This window comes from Yersinia sp. 1652 StPb PI (assembly GCF_041538345.1).
Lineage (GTDB): Bacteria > Pseudomonadota > Gammaproteobacteria > Enterobacterales > Enterobacteriaceae > Yersinia > Yersinia enterocolitica_E.
In genome coordinates this window covers 2,450,651-2,470,362 of the sequence record NZ_JAULSM010000001.1, presented here as the reverse complement: position 1 = coordinate 2,470,362, position 19,712 = coordinate 2,450,651, and the positions used below count along the sequence as shown (strand labels likewise).

Genomic DNA, 19,712 nt, shown 5'->3' with positions numbered 1-19,712 from the left:
CGGGAATATCTCATGAAATTCAGTGAACTTTGGTTACGCGAATGGGTAAACCCAGCCATTAGTAGTGATGACCTGGCCCATCAAATCACTATGGCCGGTTTAGAAGTTGATGGTGTAGATGCGGTTGCGGGCGAATTCAATGGTGTCGTTGTCGGTCATGTTGTCGAATGTGGCCAACATCCCAACGCCGATAAACTGCGGGTGACCAAAATTGATGTAGGCGGTGACCGCTTATTGGATATCGTGTGTGGTGCACCGAACTGTCGTCAGGGCTTGAAAGTCGCTGTTGCGACTGTTGGTGCTGTGCTGCCGGGCGATTTCAAAATCAAAGCTGCCAAACTGCGTGGTGAACCATCAGAAGGCATGCTGTGCTCTTTCTCTGAGCTGGCTATTTCAGAAGATAGTGACGGTATTATTGAACTGCCTGCTGACGCGCCTATTGGTGTCGATCTGCGTGAATATCTGCATCTGGACGATAAAACCATTGAAATCAGTGTGACACCAAACCGTGCCGATTGCTTGGGCATTATTGGTGTCGCGCGCGATGTGGCGGTTGTGAATCAATTGCCATTAATCGAACCGGATATGAGTCCTGTTGCGGCTTCCATTTCAGATACATTCCCAATCCATGTAGAAGCTCCGCAGGCTTGTCCGCGCTATCTGGGCCGAGTAGTTAAAGGGATTAACGTTAAGGCTGCAACACCATTGTGGATGCGAGAGAAACTGCGCCGCTGTGGTATTCGTTCGATTGATCCGGTGGTAGACGTTACTAACTTTGTGTTGCTGGAGTTAGGCCAGCCAATGCATGCGTTTGATCTGGACCGTATTGAAGGCGGGATTATTGTTCGCCTGGCGGCTGAAGGTGAAGAATTAACACTGCTGGATGGCACAAAAGCCAAATTGAATGCAGATACGCTGGTCATTGCTGATCAGCATAAGCCGTTGGCGATGGCCGGTATCTTTGGTGGTGAACATTCAGGTGTTAACGAAGCAACCCGCAATGTCTTGCTGGAATCCGCTTTCTTCAATCCATTATCAATTACTGGTCGTGCGCGTCGCCACGGTTTGCATACCGATGCATCTCACCGCTATGAGCGTGGTGTCGACCCTGCGTTACAGCATAAAGCGATTGAGCGTGCGACACGTCTGCTAATTGATATCTGTGGTGGTGAAGCGGGGCCGGTAATTGACGTGACCGCGGCCGCAGAATTACCAAAATGCGCCACCATCACGCTACACCGTGAGAAATTGGATCGGTTGATTGGTCATCATGTCCCTTCACCGCAGGTGAGTGACATTCTGCGCCGGCTCGGTTGTCAGGTGACTGAACTCGGTTCTGATTGGCGGGCAGTAGCGCCAAGCTGGCGTTTCGATATGGAAATCGAAGAAGATCTGGTGGAAGAAGTTGCCCGCATCTACGGTTATAACAATATCCCGGATGTGCCTATCAAAGCTGATTTGGTGATGACCAAACATCGCGAAGCTGATTTATCATTGAAGCGTGTAAAAACCGCTTTAGTCGATCGCGGCTATCAGGAAGCAATTACTTACAGTTTTGTTGACCCGAAAGTACAAGCACTTCTGCACCCACAGCAAGACGCATTAATTTTGCCAAGCCCTATCTCGATTGAGATGTCTGCGATGCGCTTATCATTGTTGACAGGTTTACTGTCAGCAGTGGTTTATAACCAGAATCGCCAGCAATCTCGCTTGCGTTTATTTGAAAGTGGGTTACGCTTTGTACCTGATAGTACAGCAGATCTCGGGGTTAGACAGGATGTAATGCTAGCCGGTGTCATTGCTGGCCACCGTTTTGAAGAGCATTGGGATCTGGCGCGTCAGCCAATCGACTTCTATGATTTGAAAGGTGATCTGGAAGCAATTCTGGAACTTACCGGCAAATTATCTGATGTTCAGTTCCGTGCACAAGCACATCCTGCACTGCATCCAGGGCAGAGTGCGGCAATTTATTTAGCAGGGGAACACATTGGTTTCATTGGTGTAGTTCATCCTGAGTTGGAACGTAAGCTGAGTCTAAATGGTCGGACTGTGGTGTTTGAAGTGCAGTGGAACAAGCTCGCAGACCGCGCTGTGCCTCAGGCCAGCGAGATTTCACGCTTCCCAGCAAACCGTCGTGACATCGCCGTTGTGGTGGCCGAAAACGTCCCCGCAGAAGATATTTTGGCGGAGTGTAAGAAAGTTGGCGCAAATCAGGTAGTTGGCGTAAACTTGTTTGATGTGTACCGTGGCAAGGGCGTAGCAGAGGGCTATAAGAGTCTGGCTATTAGTCTGGTGTTGCAGGATACCGCACGTACACTGGAAGAAGAGGAGATCGCCGCTACCGTTGCAAGATGTGTAGAGGCGTTAAAACAGCGATTCCAAGCATCCTTGAGGGATTGAACCTATGGCGCTTACTAAAGCTGAAATGTCAGAACATCTGTTTGAAAAGCTAGGGCTTAGCAAACGTGATGCCAAAGATCTGGTTGAGTTATTCTTTGAGGAAGTACGTCGTGCTCTCGAGAATGGCGAACAGGTCAAACTGTCTGGCTTTGGCAATTTTGATCTGCGAGACAAGAACCAACGTCCGGGCCGTAATCCGAAGACGGGTGAGGACATTCCTATTACGGCGCGCCGTGTGGTGACTTTCCGTCCAGGGCAAAAGCTAAAAAGCCGGGTAGAGAGTGCTACTCCAAAAGAGTAAGTATTTCCCCAAACAAAAGGCCGCGCAAGCGGCCTTTTTCTTGCCTGTACCTCATTGAGAATCATCGATTTTATTTTATAAGTGCCCACATCATGATCGCAGGTTGGGGCCATTTCCCTTTATTTGTTTTCTACCTTAGCCTTAAGGTGGGATCACTGAAACCAATGGGGTTGATTGGCAATGGAATTTTCAGCATTTAGTTTGTCTAGTCTACAACCGTTGCCAAAGCATTAATCTAGAGTAGGATTTGTCATGTTTCTGCTAATGTTCGGTGGAGTGGCACCATTCATTCTATAACATTTTTTTTAATTAAATTGTAAGGGCTATATTAATCATTAAGTGATAATTAATTTTTGCATCCAAATCAGATTGGGCGTGATTATATTTTCATGAAATACTTAAGTTAGCACTCAATATATTTTCTAAATAAATTAGACTATTCTTATTGAATGCCAGTTTTATACTTGTTTTTTAGGATGTAATCTAACGCAACTGATGGTTGTCATAATGCATCCTTGGGCCGCCACCGCCACCGCCACCGCCACCGCCACCGCCACCGCCACCGCCACCGCCACCGCCATGCGGTGGGAATATACAGCAAGCTGATAATGTAGTGCTTAATAAGAGTACTATTGTCATTAACGTTATACGTTGCATTTTATTTGTCTCATCTTTTATTATCGGGCTAAGCTGGGATTATAATTCAATACAATAAATGTCACTGTCAGATAAACGTTAAGATATGTTAGGAGTGGTGGTAAATGAAAATGTCTGACTTGTAAGGACTGTATGTATTGCGTAAGTAAGATGAAATGAAAATGAAAAGAGCGGATTGTCTGATAGATGGTTTTTATTTTCGCTGATATAAATTTAATAACTGTTAAATGATATATTCGGATGTATATGAAAAGATATCTGCTATTACTTGGGGTGTTGGCATTAATGCCATCGTTTGCACAGGCAGACGTATCACTTGACATCAATATACCCGGAGTCAGCTTACATCTAGGTGATCAGGACAACCGTGGCTATTACTGGGATGGTTATGATTGGCGTCCGCCACAGTGGTGGCATGAACATCGTGGTGGCCATATTGGTGATCGCAATGACCGTGGCTATTATTGGGACGGGGGGCGTTGGCAACATCCACAACCGCAGGATGGCCATAACCCGTTCCGTGGGCAGCAAGGTAGTCAACGCCATAATGAACGCAGCGATTACGGTAATTCGCCACAGCACAATAATGGCAGTGAGAATAATGGGCGCGGCCAGCCAGTGAATAATAGCCGACAGGGTAGTGGTGCTAAGCAAGGTGGGCCAAATAATAACGATAATCATGATGGTCAGCCACTCTACCCATCGCAAAATAAGGGCCATCGTTGACAGTAAGTAACCGATGAATGCAGGCTTTGTCGCTAAAATCATCGACAGAGTTTGCGTTCTCAGCCATAAAAAAGTCTTATTCTTCATGCAAAACTTCCCCTTATCGCGTTAACCCCCTACTATCTGTAGCCTAGCTATGGGTATCAGCCCCTAATATTTATGAGACATCTTCAGGTTAATCCTGAGGCAGCGACCGAGGATGTAATGCAGACCAGTCAGTTATTTACTGCGCTTCAACAGCGGCAACAACAACGTGATCACCGTTACCTCAAGGGATTGGTGGTGATACTTTTTTTTGCGCTGGTAGTCAGCTTGTGTGCTGGAGATGCGTGGATTTGGCCCACTCAGTGGTTCGGTGAAAGCGGGCAATTATTCGTCTGGCAGTTGCGCTTGCCCCGAGCCTTAGCCGTAATGATGGTTGGTGCAAGTCTTGCTGTTGCGGGTGCTGTAATGCAGGCATTGTTTGAAAATCCATTAGCCGAACCCGGTCTGTTGGGGGTGGCGAATGGTGCAGGTGTTGCATTAGTTATGGCGGTCTTGTTAGGGCACGGGTTATTACCGATCTGGTTTTTAAGTGGCTGTGCTATTGCTGGAGCCTTACTTATGACGGTGCTGCTGTTAGGTTTCGCTCGCCGGCGTTTGTTGACTAACGCTCGTCTGTTACTGGTTGGTGTTGCATTGGGGATCGTTTGCAGCGCGGTGATGACATGGGCTGTTTATTTCAGTACCAGCTTGGATTTACGCCAGTTGATGTATTGGATGATGGGGGGATTCAGCGGCATAGATTGGCGACAGCAGGGATTGGTCGTAGCATTGGTGCCGATCGTGGTATGGCTTTGTTGCCAGGGGCGAGTGCTCAATTTTATGTCATTGGGTGAGCAGCAAGCCAGGCAGTTGGGGATCCCACTCCATTTATGGCGGAATTTATTAGTACTGGCTATAGGATTGCTGGTAGGTATTAGTGTTGCTCTGGCTGGTGTTATCAGCTTTATTGGCCTGGTTATTCCCCATATCTTGCGATTGACCGGTTTAACTGACCAACGCCATCTGCTAAGCGGATGTGCACTAGCTGGCGCTGGAATACTGTTGTTTGCGGATGTTATCGCACGTATCGCTCTATTTTCGGCTGAGCTGCCCATTGGTGTGGTGACCGCAACGTTGGGTTCGCCATTATTTATCTGGTTGCTGACACGAGTGAAAAGTGTAAAGTGATCTGCCTTACACCTATTGATACTCTTGTAAGTTCATCTGTATATCATCGCTGAATAAGGATCCTTCCTGATGAGTAATCCAATTTATTCCATTCCTGTTAAAACCATTGAAAGTGAATCTATTCTGCTGGAAAAGTATAAAGGCTCAGTGCTGTTGGTGGTTAATGTGGCTTCTCAGTGTGGTCTGACTAAGCAGTATGAAGGGCTTGAAAACCTCTATAAAACATATCATCAGCAAGGTTTTGAAGTCTTAGGTTTTCCGAGTAATGAATTTGCGGGGCAGGAGCCTGGCAGTGATGAAGAGATCCAAGCTTTCTGCCGTGGCACATTTGGGGTTGAATTTCCGATGTTTAGTAAAATTGAGGTTAATGGCCCGCAACGGCACCCTTTGTACCAGCAATTGATTGCGGCTAAGCCTGTCGCAATAAAACCGGAAGGGAGCGAATTTTATCAACGGTTAGCCAGTAAGGGGCGTGAGCCAAAGCAACCGGGTGATATTCTGTGGAATTTTGAGAAATTCCTGGTTAGTCGTGAGGGCGAAGTCCTTGAGCGTTTTGCTCCCGATATGGCACCAGAAGATTCGATTCTAATCAGTGCAATTACTCAAGCGTTAGCCACCAAATAATTTACCGACAACAGGTTTATTTTGATGCTTTTGCAACTCAGCAATGTCCATGTCGAAACCCGCCTTGCGCCTTTTTCTGCCCAGGTGGCTGCTGGGTTGCAAATTCATTTGATAGGTCCAAATGGTGCCGGGAAAAGTACTCTGTTGGCCGCTCTGGCAGGCTTGTTGCCTGCTCGTGGTGATATTTTACTGGCCGGGCAACCACTGCCCATCTATGCAGGGCACGACTTGGCCCGTTCACGAGCCTATCTAAGTCAACAGCAATCGGCTCTGACTCTAATGCCGGTTTTCCAATATCTGGCTCTGTATCAGCCAGCCGGTGCCGCTTTGGATGCTGTAGCGGCAACGATTGGTTATCTCTGTAAAAAATTACGATTAACCGATAAATTGCCAAGAATGTTATCGCAACTTTCAGGCGGCGAGTGGCAGCGTGTTCGGCTCGCGGCGGTATTCTTGCAAGTTTGGCCGGATATCAACGCTGACAGCAAGCTGTTATTACTTGATGAACCCTATACCGGGCTTGATGTGGCGCAAAAAGTGGCACTTGATAGTCTGCTTGCTGAGTTTTGTGCGGCTGGGCGCAGTGCTATCATTAGTGCTCATGACCTTAACCATACCTTGCAACAGGCTGATCAGGTTTGGTTAATGTCTAAAGGGGACGTGCTTGCACAGGGTGGGGCTAAACAGGTAATGGAGGCAGATATTTTATCTGATGTGTTCGAAGTGGAGTTTCAAATACATAGTTTTGATGGCCAGAATTGGATTATTACAAAAAGCATATGATGCTTACATTTAGCTACTAAGTTTATTGGTAGTATAAAATTAATAACCTGTATTTATAATTTGCATTAATATTTATTATGACGCCTATTTTTCTTTTTCTCCGCAGATAAAATCTATTAAATCATTGTGATGAAACATCCCACAGTGTTTTATGTTAGTTGTTTGATTTTTCTATGAAAACTAATTCCTTTCTTCGTGACATACCCTTTCTGAATATATCAGCAAAAAAACGCTATCTTAAGGTTTATTTAAGGTTAATGGACTAGAGTTGACCCTAGCAGACCACCGGTTTATCTGATGGGCGTTTAGTTTTCGTTAACTTAAGTGAGCATATAGTTGCCGACAGCTCTGGTGTCCTAAGGGATTATTCAATGCAGAATTTTTTGCCATTTTCACGTCCGTCAATCGGTACGGACGAAATTAATGCGGTCATAAATGTATTAGGCTCAGGTTGGATAACCACCGGCCCACAGAATCAACAGTTAGAAACTGATTTTTGTAAGGCATTTGGTTGCAAGCATGCTATTGCTGTCAGTTCGGCCACTGCGGGAATGCATATCACCTTGATGGCCTTGGGTATTGGCCCAGGAGATGAAGTTATTACCCCGTCTCAAACGTGGGTTTCTACTCTTAATATGATTGTGTTGCTGGGCGCTGAGCCGGTAATGATTGATGTTGATCGCGACACTTTAATGGTAAATGCTGCGGATGTTGCAGCAGCTATCACCGCAAAAACCAAAGCCATTATCCCGGTACATTATGCCGGCGCTCCCTGTGATCTTGATGCTTTGCGTTTAATTGCTCAGCATCAAGGTATCCCATTGATTGAAGATGCGGCCCATGCTGCTGGCACCCGCTATGGTAATCAATGGATTGGCGAGAAGGGCACCGCTATTTTCTCTTTCCATGCCATTAAAAACATGACTTGTGCTGAAGGCGGCTTAATTGCTACTGATGATGATGAGCTAGCCGACAAAGTACGGCAACTTAAGTTTCATGGCCTGGGTGTGGATGCCTTTGATCGACAGCGACAAGGGCGTAGCCCACAGGCCGAAGTCATAGTGCCTGGTTATAAATATAACTTATCTGATATTCACGCAGCGATTGCGGTAGTGCAACTCAGGCGTTTACCTGAAATCAATGCTCGTCGCCAGGAATTAGTTGCCCGCTACTATAAGGCATTGAACGATTCCCCCTTGCAACCCCTGGCGGTTCCCGACTATGCCCATCTCCATGCATGGCATCTGTTTATGGTGCGTGTTGATGAAGGTCGCTGCGCAATGAGTCGCGACTCACTGATGGAGCGGTTGAAAGAGTCAGGAATTGGTACTGGTCTGCATTTTCGTGCCGCCCATACTCAAAAGTATTATCGCGAACGCTATCCACAGTTGCACTTACCCAATACCGAGTGGAATTCCGCCAGATTATGCACATTGCCCCTTTTCCCCGACATGCTAGACAGTGATGTTGACCGGGTAGTTGATGCATTGGCAACTATTATAGGGCCGCACCGTGTTACAAAATGAGCAAATCAAAAAAGTATCAATAGTTATCCCTGTTTATAACGAGCAAGAGAGCTTGCCGGCATTAATAGAGAGGACGTCGGCTGCCTGTAAGTTACTCACCCAACCTTATGAAATTATTCTGGTTGATGACGGGAGTAGTGATAGTTCTGCTGAAATTTTGACAACAGCGGCGAACGTACCTGAAAACCACATAATCGCAGTTTTGCTAAATCGTAATTATGGCCAACATTCAGCCATTATGGCTGGATTCAATCAGGTTAGTGGTGATTTGGTCATTACACTTGATGCTGATCTGCAAAACCCGCCGGAGGAAATCCCACGGCTGGTCAGTGTGGCAGAAGAGGGCTACGACGTCGTCGGGACTGTGCGCGCTAATCGGCAAGATTCGCTGTTTCGTAAAACAGCCTCCCGTTTGATTAATCTGATGATTCAACGTGCTACAGGTAAATCTATGGGTGACTATGGCTGCATGTTACGAGCCTACCGCCGTCATATCGTAGAAGCAATGTTACACTGTCACGAACGCAGTACCTTTATTCCCATTCTGGCAAACACCTTTGCCCGCCGTACCACTGAAATTACAGTTCATCATGCTGAGCGCGAATTCGGTGACTCAAAATACAGCCTGATGAAGCTCATTAATCTCATGTATGACTTGATAACTTGCCTGACAACGACCCCATTACGTCTGTTAAGCCTGGTGGGCAGTGTCATTGCACTTTCTGGTTTTACTCTTGCTGTGCTGTTAGTGGTTTTGCGTTTGGTATTTGGCCCGGAATGGGCAGGCGGCGGTGTCTTTACGCTCTTTGCCGTGTTGTTCATGTTCATCGGTGCCCAATTCGTTGGTATGGGGCTACTCGGTGAATACATCGGTCGAATTTATAACGATGTGCGCGCGCGCCCACGTTATTTCATACAGAAAGTGGTCGGGACAGAGCATACCGACAATAATCAGGAAGTAGAAAAATGAAAGCGATTGTATTTGCCTATCATGATATTGGCTGTGTAGGTCTAAAAGCACTAGTAGCAGCAGGTTACGATATTCAGGCAGTATTTACCCATACTGACGATCCTAATGAGAATCGTTTTTTCTCTTCAGTGGCCCGGGTTGCTGCTGATTTAGAACTTCCTGTATTTGCACCGGATGATGCCAATCATCCGTTATGGGTTGAGCGTATTAAGCAATTACAGCCGGATATTATTTTCTCTTTCTATTATCGCAATATGCTGTGTGATGAAATTTTGTCGTTAGCACCGCAAGGAGGGTTCAATTTACACGGCTCCTTGTTGCCGAAATACCGTGGGCGTGCTCCGATTAACTGGGCGCTGGTTAATGGGGAGACCGAAACAGGTGTAACCTTGCACCAAATGGTAAAAAAAGCTGATGCAGGCCCAATTGTGGGCCAACACAAAGTTACCATCAGCGATACAGATACTGCATTGACATTACATGCAAAAATGCGTGAAGCGTCGCAAGAGTTGTTACGTGATTTATTGCCAAAAATGAAGTGTTCTTCACTGCATCTGACACCACAAAAAGAAGCCGATGCCAGCTATTTTGGCCGACGAACTGCTGCTGATGGAGAGGTCAATTGGCAAAAGTCAGCATCAGATATCAATAATTTAGTTCGTGCCGTGACGGAGCCTTATCCCGGTGCATTCAGCTATCTTGGACAGCGTAAACTCATCATCTGGCGTGCGCGACCGCTGAAGATGGCACACGGAAAGTTACCCGGCACCATACTCTCAATTTCACCTTTAGTTGTCGCCTGCGGTGAAGGTGCGCTGGAGATTGTTACTGGTCAGGGAGACGCGGGTTTGTATGTTCAGGGCAGCCGATTAGCCCAAGAAATGGGCATTGTCACGGATGTGCGTTTAGCTAACAGACCAAGCAATGCTTTGAAAAGACGTACTCGTGTACTGATCCTTGGTGTGAACGGCTTCATTGGTAATCACTTAACCGAACGCTTGTTGCGTGATGACCGTTACGAAGTCTATGGTTTGGATATTGGTTCTGATGCTATTAGTCGTTTCTTGGATAACCCTTTCTTCCATTTCGTGGAAGGCGACATCAGTATTCATTCCGAATGGATCGAATATCATATTAAAAAATGTGATGTCATTTTGCCGCTGGTGGCTATTGCGACGCCAATTGAATATACCCGCAATCCACTGCGTGTTTTCGAATTAGATTTTGAAGAAAATTTAAAGATTGTTCGCGATTGCGTTAAATACAATAAACGTATTGTCTTCCCATCCACTTCTGAAGTTTATGGTATGTGTGATGACAAAGAGTTTGACGAGGACAGTTCGCGACTGATTGTTGGGCCAATTAACAAACAACGCTGGATATATTCGGTATCCAAACAATTATTGGATCGTGTTATCTGGGCTTATGGTGCGAAAGAAAACCTCAGATTCACATTGTTCCGCCCATTTAACTGGATGGGGCCACGTTTGGATAACCTTGACGCTGCTCGTATTGGCAGTTCCCGCGCCATTACACAATTGATATTAAATCTGGTTGAAGGCTCTCCTATTCAACTGGTTGATGGTGGCGCGCAAAAACGCTGTTTTACTGATATTCATGATGGCATTGAAGCGCTATTTCGCATTATTGAGAACAATGATGGCTGCTGTGATGGTCAGATAATCAATATTGGTAACCCGACGAATGAGGCCAGTATTCGCGAATTAGCGCAAATGCTGCTGAGTAGTTTTGAAAAACATCAATTACGTGGTCACTTCCCACCATTTGCTGGCTTTAAAGATATCGAAAGCAGTGCCTATTATGGTAAAGGCTATCAGGATGTCGAATATCGCACCCCCAGCATCACGAATGCGCGACGTATTTTACATTGGCAGCCAGAAATCGCTTTGCAGCAAACTGTCAGCGAAACCTTGGATTTCTTCCTTCGTGGTGCTGTACTGGAACTGGGTGAAACCCAAAAGGATGAGCATTATCTATGAAGCAAGTTGGACTAAGAATTGATGTGGATACCTACCGTGGAACAAAAGAAGGTGTGCCATCATTACTTGCTGTATTGGAACAGTATGATATCAGCGCCAGCTTTTTCTTCAGTGTTGGCCCAGATAATATGGGGCGTCACTTGTGGCGTCTTTTCCGACCTCGTTTCTTGTGGAAGATGTTGCGTTCTAATGCCGCTTCGCTTTATGGCTGGGATATCTTACTGGCCGGAACCGCCTGGCCGGGTAAAAAAATCGGTAAAGACCTTGGCTCATTAATGAAAGCCACGTTACAAGCAGGGCATGAGGTTGGTTTGCATGCATGGGATCATCAAGGCTGGCAAGCTAAGGTTGCATCGTGGTCAACACAACAGCTAACTGAGCAGGTTCAATGGGGTGTGGATGCATTACAGAACAGCATTGGGCAGCCGGTAACTTGTTCCGCGGCTGCCGGCTGGCGTGCAGACTCGCGGGTGTTAGCCATCAAGCAACCGTTCGCTTTTCGTTATAACAGTGATTGTCGTGGTACTCATCCTTTCCGCCCCCTATTACCTGATGGCAGTCTTGGCAGTGTACAAATTCCTGTTACGTTGCCAACGTACGATGAAGTCGTAGGGAGTGAAGTGCGGGCTGAGGATTTTAATAATTTCATCATTGAAGCTATTTTGCGTGATAGAGGTGTCTCGGTTTATACCATTCATGCTGAAGTTGAAGGGATGTCTCAGGCAGTAATGTTTGAGCAATTATTAGTCCAGGCCAAAAAACAAGGTATCCAGTTTTGCCCGCTTCGAGAGTTATTACCCGATGATTTAGATTTATTGCCGATAGGGACCGTCGAGCGTACCACCTTTCCTGGCCGAGAGGGTTGGTTAGGGTGTCAGACAAAAATTAAGGATGTCGGATGAAACTGTTAAAAGGAGGCGGGGCAGCACTGTTGGCGTTGTTTTTTGCTTTGCTATACCTATTGCCAATCAATAGTCGTTTACTGTGGCAACCTGACGAAACTCGCTACGCTGAGATTAGCCGGGAAATGTTGCAACGTGGTGATTGGGTTGTGCCGCATTTTCTGGGGATCCGCTATTTCGAAAAGCCTATCGCTGGATATTGGTTTAATAATATTAGCCAGTGGATATTTGGCGACACTAATTTTGCCGTCCGATTTGGTTCCATTTTTAGTACCGCGCTAAGTGCAATATTAGTCTATTGGTTAGCGACTTTATTGTGGCGTAATCGCTCCACATCGGTACTGGCGACATTAATTTATCTCTCCATGTTGTTGGTATTTAGTATCGGCTCCTATGCGGTATTGGACCCGATGATTTCATTATGGCTGACCGCTTCAATGGTCTGTTTTTATCTCACATTGCAGGCCGAAACCTTGGCGCAGAAGGTGGGGGCTTACCTTTTGCTCGGCCTTGCTTGTGGCATGGGCTTTATGACCAAAGGTTTTCTGGCGTTGGCCGTGCCGGTTATTTCGGTATTGCCTATTGTCATACAGCAAAAGCGAATAAAAGAACTCATCATTTTTGGCCCGATAGCGATATTGGGTGCGGTAATCTTGAGCTTGCCGTGGGCATTGGCCATCGCGCAACGTGAACCCGATTTCTGGCATTACTTCTTTTGGGTTGAACATATTCAGAGATTCGCTGAAAAAGATGCTCAACATAAAGCCCCCATTTGGTATTACCTGCCTATTCTTTGCATCGGTGTATTGCCGTGGTTGGGGTTATTACCGGGAGCGTTACTTAAAGGGTGGCGTGAACGGGTGGCAAAACCAGAGCTGTTCTTTTTGCTCAGTTGGGTCGTCATGCCGTTGTTATTCTTCAGTGTGGCTAAAGGAAAACTCCCAACGTATATCTTGCCATGTATGGCTCCACTATCTTTACTGATGGCGGCATATGCAACAGATTGCGCCAGTAACATGCGTATGCGCGCGCTGAAAATAAATGGTGCAATAAATCTTATTTTTGGATTAGTTTGCGCGCTGGCGGTGTTAGTTATTGGTTTGAATTTGGTAGGGCACTTGGTCGCCTATGGGCCACACGAGCAGCAGAAAGTAGTGTTGGGGATAGTCGCCTTTACTGGATGGGGGTTGGTGGGGCTGATTACATTGTATAATAACGCCCGTTATTGGCGTTGGGCTGCCGCCTGTCCATTATTGTTGGTTTTGCTGGTGGGTTACCTGATTCCTCAACAGGTTATTGATTCCAAACAGCCGCAAAATTTTATTCAGAATAATTTTGATGCGTTGAGCAGCAGTCGCTATGTGCTTACCGACAGTGCGGGGGTAGCGGCAGGGTTAGCGTGGCAACTGAAACGTAGCGATATACTGATGTTCAGCGAAAAGGGCGAGCTGTCTTATGGGCTGAACTATGCTGACAGCAAAGATAAATACATTAGCAATAAAGATTTTAGTGAATGGTTGGCTCATGCAAGGCAGCAAGGTGACGTGTCGTTAGTTGTGCAATTATCTCGCGGTGAGGACATCTCTGCCCATTATCCGGTAGCCGACAAGGTTAATTTAATGAATCGTTTGGCACTTTTGTGGTACCAAAAGACACCATGACAAATTATTTGCTATTGATAGTTGTCAGTTTATTGACCTGTGCGGGGCAACTGTGTCAGAAGCAAGCTGCACAATGCTGGGGGCAATCTGGTGAAAAACGGCTTGCGCCAACACTGCGTTGGCTTGCTATCGCAGTGATATTGCTGGGCTTAGGAATGGTGCTGTGGTTACGTTTATTGCAACATCTGCCTTTGAGTGTGGCTTACCCGCTATTAAGCTTTAACTTTGTGTTGGTGACCTTGGCCGCGCAGTTGTTTTATGGAGAAAAGACAACTTCTCGCCATTGGTTGGGTGTTGCCGCCATTATGTTTGGCATCCTTTTGATTAGTTGGCATTTATGAAAGGTTACCTGTGGGGAATAGGCAGTGTGGTGTTGGTGACCATGGCCCAACTCATGTTGAAGTGGGGGATGATGCATACCCCATTAATATCGTTGGCAGATATTAATGGTCAGTTTTTAGCACATCATCTGACACAATTAATGGCGGTAACTTTCGGGCTAGCCGGCTATGCAGTATCTATGTTGTGCTGGTTTTTTGCCTTAAGGTATTTGCCACTCAATCGAGCCTATCCATTACTGAGTCTTAGTTATGCGCTCGTCTATTTAGCCGCTGTATTGTTACCCTGGTTCAATGAGTCGGCGACGTTATTAAAAACGTTAGGGGCGGGGTTTATCCTACTGGGGATATGGCTGATTCACACCAAACCCATAAAAAGTGATTAAATCTATTATCTCATTCATATAACTTGTTTTTTCCAGACTCGATAGCTAAATTAGCTCTACTGGTACCTCTTGCTGGCCAGATATAGCGCCGAATAGCTTGCTGTGCGGTGGATTGGCTAAGCCTTACCCTGGTGATATCTCGATGCGGATGCGTTTCTGGATCTTTTTGGTCAGTATGATTCTTGCTGGTTGTAGCAGCCATGCTCCAACACCGAGTGGTCACTTATCAGATTCTATTGTGGTAGTTGCTAAACTGAATGAACAACTGCGTCAATGGGAAGGAACGCCATACCGTAATGGTGGGCTGGATCAAAGTGGGGTTGATTGTTCAGGGTTTGTTTACCGCACATTCCGTGATCGTTTTGATATGCAATTACCCCGAACAACAGCAGCGCAGACCACCTTAGGCACTAAAGTCTCTCGTGATGAACTCATGCCTGGCGACTTGGTGTTTTTCAAAACTGGCAGTGGACAAAATGGGTTGCATGTCGGTATTTACGATACTAATGATGAATTTATTCATGCCTCAACGAGTAAAGGTGTGATCCGTTCATCGCTAGAAAATGTTTATTGGAAACGTGTGTACTGGCAAGCGCGTCGCATTTGATGCATTTTCGATATAGTTATTAATCAATACAGAATGAATCCTCGAACCTAAAGATATCGGCGTTGGTTATGTTATCTTAATAGCTGCTTATTTTGGTTCGGAGCCGCGTTTATGTCATCCCTTCGCTTACTCATTTCTGATTCTTATGACCCCTGGTTTAATCTGGCGGTAGAAGAGTGCATTTTCCGTCAGATGTCCCCGGATCAGCGAGTGTTATTTTTGTGGCGTAATGCTGACACCGTGGTGATAGGCCGCGCTCAGAATCCATGGAAAGAGTGTAATACGCGCCAAATGGAGCAAGATGGCGTGAAGCTGGCTCGGCGCAGCAGCGGCGGCGGGGCGGTATTTCATGATTTGGGCAATACCTGTTTCACCTTTATGGCGGGTAAACCTGAATATGATAAAACGGTCTCCACTCAAATTATTCTTACTGCGTTAGCCTCGCTCGGAATTCAGGCCACCGCTTCAGGTCGTAATGATTTGGTGGTTAAGAACGGTGATGATGAGCGCAAAGTTTCGGGCTCGGCGTATAAAGAGACCAAAGATCGTGGTTTTCATCATGGCACATTGTTATTGAGTGCGGATCTGAGTCGTTTGGCCGATTACCTTAATCCTGATCCGAAAAAATTGCAGGCCAAAGGGATTACATCAGTGCGCTCCCGAGTCACCAATCTGGTGGAGCTATTACCGGGAATTGAGCATCAACAGATTTGTGTCGCCATTGAGCAGGCTTTTTTCGATTATTATAATGAAAAGGTGCTGGCGGAAAGAATCTCCCCACAAGCATTGCCCGACCTACCTGGTTTTACCGAACAATTTGCTAAACAGAGTAGCTGGGAATGGAATTTCGGTCAGGCCCCCGCCTTTAGCCACTTAGTCGATACCCGTTTTATTTGGGGCGGAATTGAACTGCATTTTGATGTATTACAGGGTGCCATCGCTCGCTGCCAAATCTTTACGGATAGTTTGAATCCGGCTCCGCTGGAAGCTTTGGCTGCGCGGCTACAAGGGACGGTGTATCGTCCCGAGGCTATTAACGTTGTTTGTCAGCAATTAAGCGATGATTTTCCTGAGTCACACGCTGAGCTGTTGCAAGTTAGTCACTGGCTGGCTGAGGTATTACGCTGATGACCACTTTTAACTTTATTCCATCAGATAGCGCTTCAGAATCTGAGAATACGCCTCAATTTAATAATAGCTACGGGCAGCAATTGAGTGGTTTTTATACTCACTTGCAACCAACGCCGTTAAAGGGGGCACGCTTGCTGTACCACAGTTCCCCTTTAGCGCAGGAGCTTGGGCTGGATGAGCGTTGGTTTAGTTTGCCGAAAGCCAGCGTATGGGCAGGAGAGGCTTTGCTACCAGGTATGGAGCCGCTGGCACAAGTATATAGTGGCCACCAGTTCGGCGTATGGGCAGGGCAGCTCGGGGATGGCCGTGGGATTTTGCTCGGGGAACAACAACTCAGTGACGGCCGCAGTATGGATTGGCATTTGAAAGGCGCGGGGTTAACCCCTTATTCCCGCATGGGGGATGGGCGGGCCGTTTTGCGCTCAGTCGTCCGGGAGTTTTTAGCCTCCGAAGCATTGCACCATCTAGGAATACCTACCAGCCGTGCACTGACCATTGTTACCAGCGAACATCCTGTTTATCGTGAGCAACCAGAACGTGGGGCGATGCTATTACGCGTGGCTGAAAGTCATGTTCGTTTTGGCCATTTCGAACACTTCTATTATCGACAGCAGCCTGCGCAGGTCAGACAGTTGGCTGATTATGTTATTGCTCGTCACTGGCCGCAATGGGCCGGTCAACCGGAAAGTTACCTGTTGTGGTTTACTGATGTGGTAAAACGCACGGCACGTTTAATCGCTCATTGGCAAACGGTCGGTTTTGCTCATGGTGTGATGAATACCGATAATATGTCGATTCTTGGTATTACCATGGACTATGGTCCATTTGGTTTTCTTGATGACTATGTACCGGGATATATTTGCAATCACTCTGATGGTCAGGGGCGTTATGCTTTCGATAATCAGCCAGCGGTCGCACTATGGAATCTGCATCGGTTGGGGCAGGCGTTGTCCGGCTTAATGTCGGTGGAGCAGCTACAGTTGGCACTAGGGGCTTATGAGCCAGAGTTAATGGCAGCTTATGGCCAACAGATGCGCGCTAAACTAGGTTTTGTCGAAAACAGCAGCCAGGATAACGAGTTACTGACAGGATTATTGAGTTTGATGATTCAAGAGGGGCGAGATTATACCCGCACATTCCGCTTGTTGAGCCAGGTTGAAATGCATTCGGCGCAATCGCCACTACGTGATGATTTTATCGATAGGGCCGGTTTTGACAGTTGGTACCACCATTATCGTACACGTTTGCAACAAGAGCCGATTGACGATGTTCAGCGTCAGCAATTGATGAAAGCGGTTAACCCGAAATATATATTGCGTAACTACCTGGCACAGCAAGTGATTGATCACGCTGAAAAGGATGATATTCAACCGCTACAGCGATTGCATCAGGCATTACAGCATCCTTTCGCAGAGCAACCTGAATTTGATGACTTGGCGGCATTACCCCCTGACTGGGGGAAACATCTGGAAATCTCCTGTTCCAGTTAGTTGCATATCCAACGTATTCAGTGACTCGGGTGAGTAACAGCCGCTAACTTAGCTGCGGCTTCAAGGATGAAAGGTATTGCAATCACTCCTACTCGTCGCTAACAGAAGACGCTTTTACCGGCTGGACTCCCCGGCACTCCGCAACTGTTGTAGAACTTGGGGTGTTTGCAGGCCAAAACTCAGTAATGCTCTATCATCAATTACCAGTAATCGTTGCTTTTTACCCGCAGGAGTCAGAGCTATTCCCGGTAAACGCCATATATTATCAATACCACCCAGTGATTTAACGCTATATGACGTAACAATCAGCAGGTCAGGAGCACTGGCGATAATCCCTTCTTGTGATAAAGGGCGATATCCGCTGAATTTTTGCATGGTGTTGTTCAGGCCTGAAAGGCGAAATAAGCTATCCGCAGCAGTATTTTTACCCGCAGCCAGCGGCGGTAACCCCGCGTGGCTTATGATAAATAGAACCTTTACCGACAATGGTGTGGAATCTATCATTGCTAGCTGTTGCTGGTAGTGATTGATCAGTTGTCGGCCTTTCTGTTGCTGATTAACTGCGCTGGCAATCAACTGAATTTTAGTTACCACTGTTTGTGGCGAACTGTCCGCGGGAATAAGTATGACCTTTACCCCATAGTCAGTGATTTGCTTTAGCGCTCGTGACGCTGAAGCCTGTTTACGACATAACACCAACGTAGGCTGTAACGCGAGAATGCCTTCGGCATTGAGTTGTCGCAAGTAACCCACGTCGGGTAAGGCTTTCAATTCACTGGGGTGTTGGCTGGCACTATCCCTGGCCACAATGTTGGCACCTACGCCTAATGCGTAGGTGATTTCAGAGATATCACTGCCGAGTGTGATAATGCGTTGGCTGGCAATGCCACTGATTGGAATTATAATGGCAATAAATATTAGCCATTTATTCATCAGCGGAGCCTATGGCAGTCAATTCGGCCAGTTGCTGATGCCAGTGGTGCTGCTCTGGTTGGCCTTCGCTACGTTGCCCAAATAGTTGCAGAATATGGTTACCTTGAGTATCCAGCAGCTCCAGACTTGAGATGTAACCCTCTTTGGTCGGTTTGCGGGTTACCCAACTTTCTGCAATGGCATTCTCATGCAGGTGCAAAGCAAAACGGCGGTTAAGCACACTCATCCAATGAGGCGGCGGTGTTTGCTTCCCCTGACAGGCAATGAATTGTTCTATCACGCCAGTGAAGATCTGCATACACCCGGTGTTACCGACAAAGATCATCACTTCATTCTGGCAAGCCTGTGCCGCATATAAAATTTGCCTTAATGCTTTATTATCAACCGGATAAGCCAGATCATCACCGACAGCCCGGAAGGCTTGCCGGCGGGTGATTTTATTGCGTTTGAGTAGCATAAAGAACCGATGGATATCGTTCATCTTGCGCCATTCATTATCTATCGCAGCGTTATCAATGACTGTCTCTTGAGTGAACGCTTTCTCTGTGGGGGAGAACACCAACCGCGCATTGGTTTCACAGCGATACTTTTCCACCAACTGCTGCCATGCGTTAAGGTCTGTTTCTTCGGTACAGTAGATTTGATGGATTGCCTTGCCTTGCAGATTACAGCAGTGAATACTCAATTGCTTACCCTGTGGTGTCTCCTCGCTCAGGCTAAAAATGCTGTCCCATTGACGGAAAAACAGCCTTAAATCCAGCGCGCGTGGATTAAGAACCAAACCCAGGTGACCGTGCAAGCGCAAATTCTGGTACTCACCCCAATGCTCATGTATTGCATAATCGTTACGGGTGATCGATTTAGTGACACCGACACTGGCTAACTCAGTCAGCAGTCTATCGGCACTGATATCCAGGCGTTGCGCATCCTGTCCTACCCGCGCATAAAATAGCTCGGCTTCACTGATATTCATCATACGAGCGATATCGTGTAGAGGCTTGCTGGGGTGTTGCTGCCGAGTGTTGAGATAGTGTTGGTAATGTGATATTTCCATGAGCCGCTTCC

19 protein-coding genes are annotated in these 19,712 nt (G+C 46.7%); 16 read left to right on the top strand and 3 right to left on the bottom strand.

From position 1 onward, the window contains the following. Window positions 1-12: 12 nt before the first annotated feature. Together pheT and ihfA are read left to right on the top strand one after the other, a co-directional pair. Entirely contained in the window at window positions 13-2,400 is a 2,388-nt protein-coding gene (gene pheT, locus Q2T71_RS11355) for a phenylalanine--tRNA ligase subunit beta (RefSeq protein ID WP_372559146.1), read from the top strand. Window positions 2,401-2,404: 4 nt separating this feature from the next. Beyond that, on the top strand, window positions 2,405-2,701 hold the full coding sequence (gene ihfA / locus Q2T71_RS11350; protein WP_002211830.1) for an integration host factor subunit alpha: 297 nt from the start codon (window positions 2,405-2,407) through the stop codon (window positions 2,699-2,701). A gap of 483 nt (window positions 2,702-3,184) precedes the next feature. Here ihfA and Q2T71_RS11345 read toward each other — a convergent pair whose 3' ends face one another. Further along, window positions 3,185-3,358: a hypothetical protein gene (locus tag Q2T71_RS11345; protein WP_372559145.1), complete on the bottom strand. Its 174-nt coding sequence runs from the start codon at window positions 3,356-3,358 to the stop codon at window positions 3,185-3,187. Window positions 3,359-3,604: 246 nt separating this feature from the next. Here Q2T71_RS11345 and Q2T71_RS11340 point away from each other — a divergent pair, with 246 nt between their 5' ends. The 14 genes from Q2T71_RS11340 (at window position 3,605) to Q2T71_RS11275 (ending at window position 17,714) form a co-directional block, all read left to right on the top strand. Beyond that, complete coding sequence (locus tag Q2T71_RS11340) at window positions 3,605-4,084, top strand: DUF2502 domain-containing protein (protein ID WP_372559144.1); 480 nt, start codon at window positions 3,605-3,607, stop codon at window positions 4,082-4,084. A 204-nt stretch (window positions 4,085-4,288) separates the two neighbouring features. Beyond that, window positions 4,289-5,296, top strand: coding sequence for a vitamin B12 ABC transporter permease BtuC (btuC, locus tag Q2T71_RS11335; RefSeq protein ID WP_083158699.1), 1,008 nt, complete (start codon window positions 4,289-4,291; stop codon window positions 5,294-5,296). A 69-nt stretch (window positions 5,297-5,365) separates the two neighbouring features. Beyond that, the gene (locus tag Q2T71_RS11330; RefSeq protein ID WP_372559143.1) at window positions 5,366-5,920 is read left to right on the top strand and encodes a glutathione peroxidase; all 555 of its coding nucleotides are present in this window, start codon (window positions 5,366-5,368) and stop codon (window positions 5,918-5,920) included. Between the two features lie 24 nt (window positions 5,921-5,944). After that, entirely contained in the window at window positions 5,945-6,703 is a 759-nt protein-coding gene (btuD, locus tag Q2T71_RS11325) for a vitamin B12 ABC transporter ATP-binding protein BtuD (protein WP_193784652.1), read from the top strand. A 371-nt stretch (window positions 6,704-7,074) separates the two neighbouring features. Further along, window positions 7,075-8,229 carry a UDP-4-amino-4-deoxy-L-arabinose aminotransferase gene (arnB, locus tag Q2T71_RS11320; RefSeq protein WP_372559142.1) on the top strand — a complete coding sequence of 385 codons (1,155 nt, stop codon included), beginning with the start codon at window positions 7,075-7,077 and terminating at the stop codon, window positions 8,227-8,229. Next, window positions 8,216-9,199 carry an undecaprenyl-phosphate 4-deoxy-4-formamido-L-arabinose transferase gene (gene arnC / locus Q2T71_RS11315; protein ID WP_372559141.1) on the top strand — a complete coding sequence of 328 codons (984 nt, stop codon included), beginning with the start codon at window positions 8,216-8,218 and terminating at the stop codon, window positions 9,197-9,199. Before arnB ends, arnC begins: the two co-directional genes overlap by 14 nt. Beyond that, window positions 9,196-11,199 (top strand): bifunctional UDP-4-amino-4-deoxy-L-arabinose formyltransferase/UDP-glucuronic acid oxidase ArnA, encoded by a 2,004-nt coding sequence (gene arnA, locus Q2T71_RS11310; RefSeq protein WP_372559140.1) that lies wholly within the window; start codon window positions 9,196-9,198, stop codon window positions 11,197-11,199. The genes arnC and arnA overlap by 4 nt, the downstream gene beginning before the upstream one ends. After that, a complete protein-coding gene (gene arnD / locus Q2T71_RS11305) occupies window positions 11,196-12,101 on the top strand; it encodes a 4-deoxy-4-formamido-L-arabinose-phosphoundecaprenol deformylase (RefSeq protein ID WP_372559139.1) in 906 nt (301 codons plus the stop codon). The genes arnA and arnD overlap by 4 nt, the downstream gene beginning before the upstream one ends. Then, window positions 12,098-13,762: a lipid IV(A) 4-amino-4-deoxy-L-arabinosyltransferase gene (arnT, locus tag Q2T71_RS11300; RefSeq protein ID WP_372559138.1), complete on the top strand. Its 1,665-nt coding sequence runs from the start codon at window positions 12,098-12,100 to the stop codon at window positions 13,760-13,762. Before arnD ends, arnT begins: the two co-directional genes overlap by 4 nt. Continuing rightward, a complete protein-coding gene (gene arnE / locus Q2T71_RS11295; protein WP_083158706.1) occupies window positions 13,759-14,103 on the top strand; it encodes a 4-amino-4-deoxy-L-arabinose-phosphoundecaprenol flippase subunit ArnE in 345 nt (114 codons plus the stop codon). The genes arnT and arnE overlap by 4 nt, the downstream gene beginning before the upstream one ends. Then, entirely contained in the window at window positions 14,100-14,486 is a 387-nt protein-coding gene (arnF, locus tag Q2T71_RS11290) for a 4-amino-4-deoxy-L-arabinose-phosphoundecaprenol flippase subunit ArnF (protein WP_372559137.1), read from the top strand. The genes arnE and arnF overlap by 4 nt, the downstream gene beginning before the upstream one ends. 142 nt (window positions 14,487-14,628) lie before the next feature. Next, window positions 14,629-15,093, top strand: coding sequence for an NlpC/P60 family protein (locus Q2T71_RS11285; RefSeq protein WP_083158708.1), 465 nt, complete (start codon window positions 14,629-14,631; stop codon window positions 15,091-15,093). A gap of 111 nt (window positions 15,094-15,204) precedes the next feature. Further along, window positions 15,205-16,221 (top strand): lipoate--protein ligase A, encoded by a 1,017-nt coding sequence (locus Q2T71_RS11280; protein WP_372559136.1) that lies wholly within the window; start codon window positions 15,205-15,207, stop codon window positions 16,219-16,221. Beyond that, entirely contained in the window at window positions 16,221-17,714 is a 1,494-nt protein-coding gene (locus tag Q2T71_RS11275) for a protein adenylyltransferase SelO (RefSeq protein WP_372559135.1), read from the top strand. The genes Q2T71_RS11280 and Q2T71_RS11275 overlap by 1 nt, the downstream gene beginning before the upstream one ends. 114 nt (window positions 17,715-17,828) lie before the next feature. Here the strand turns inward: Q2T71_RS11275 and Q2T71_RS11270 are convergent, their stop codons facing one another. Both Q2T71_RS11270 and Q2T71_RS11265 read right to left on the bottom strand, forming a co-directional pair. Next, entirely contained in the window at window positions 17,829-18,647 is an 819-nt protein-coding gene (locus Q2T71_RS11270) for a hemin ABC transporter substrate-binding protein (RefSeq protein ID WP_372559134.1), read from the bottom strand. Next, window positions 18,640-19,701, bottom strand: a complete 1,062-nt coding sequence (locus Q2T71_RS11265; RefSeq protein WP_372559133.1) for a hemin-degrading factor — start codon at window positions 19,699-19,701, stop codon at window positions 18,640-18,642. The genes Q2T71_RS11270 and Q2T71_RS11265 overlap by 8 nt, the downstream gene beginning before the upstream one ends. Window positions 19,702-19,712: the final 11 nt, after the last annotated feature.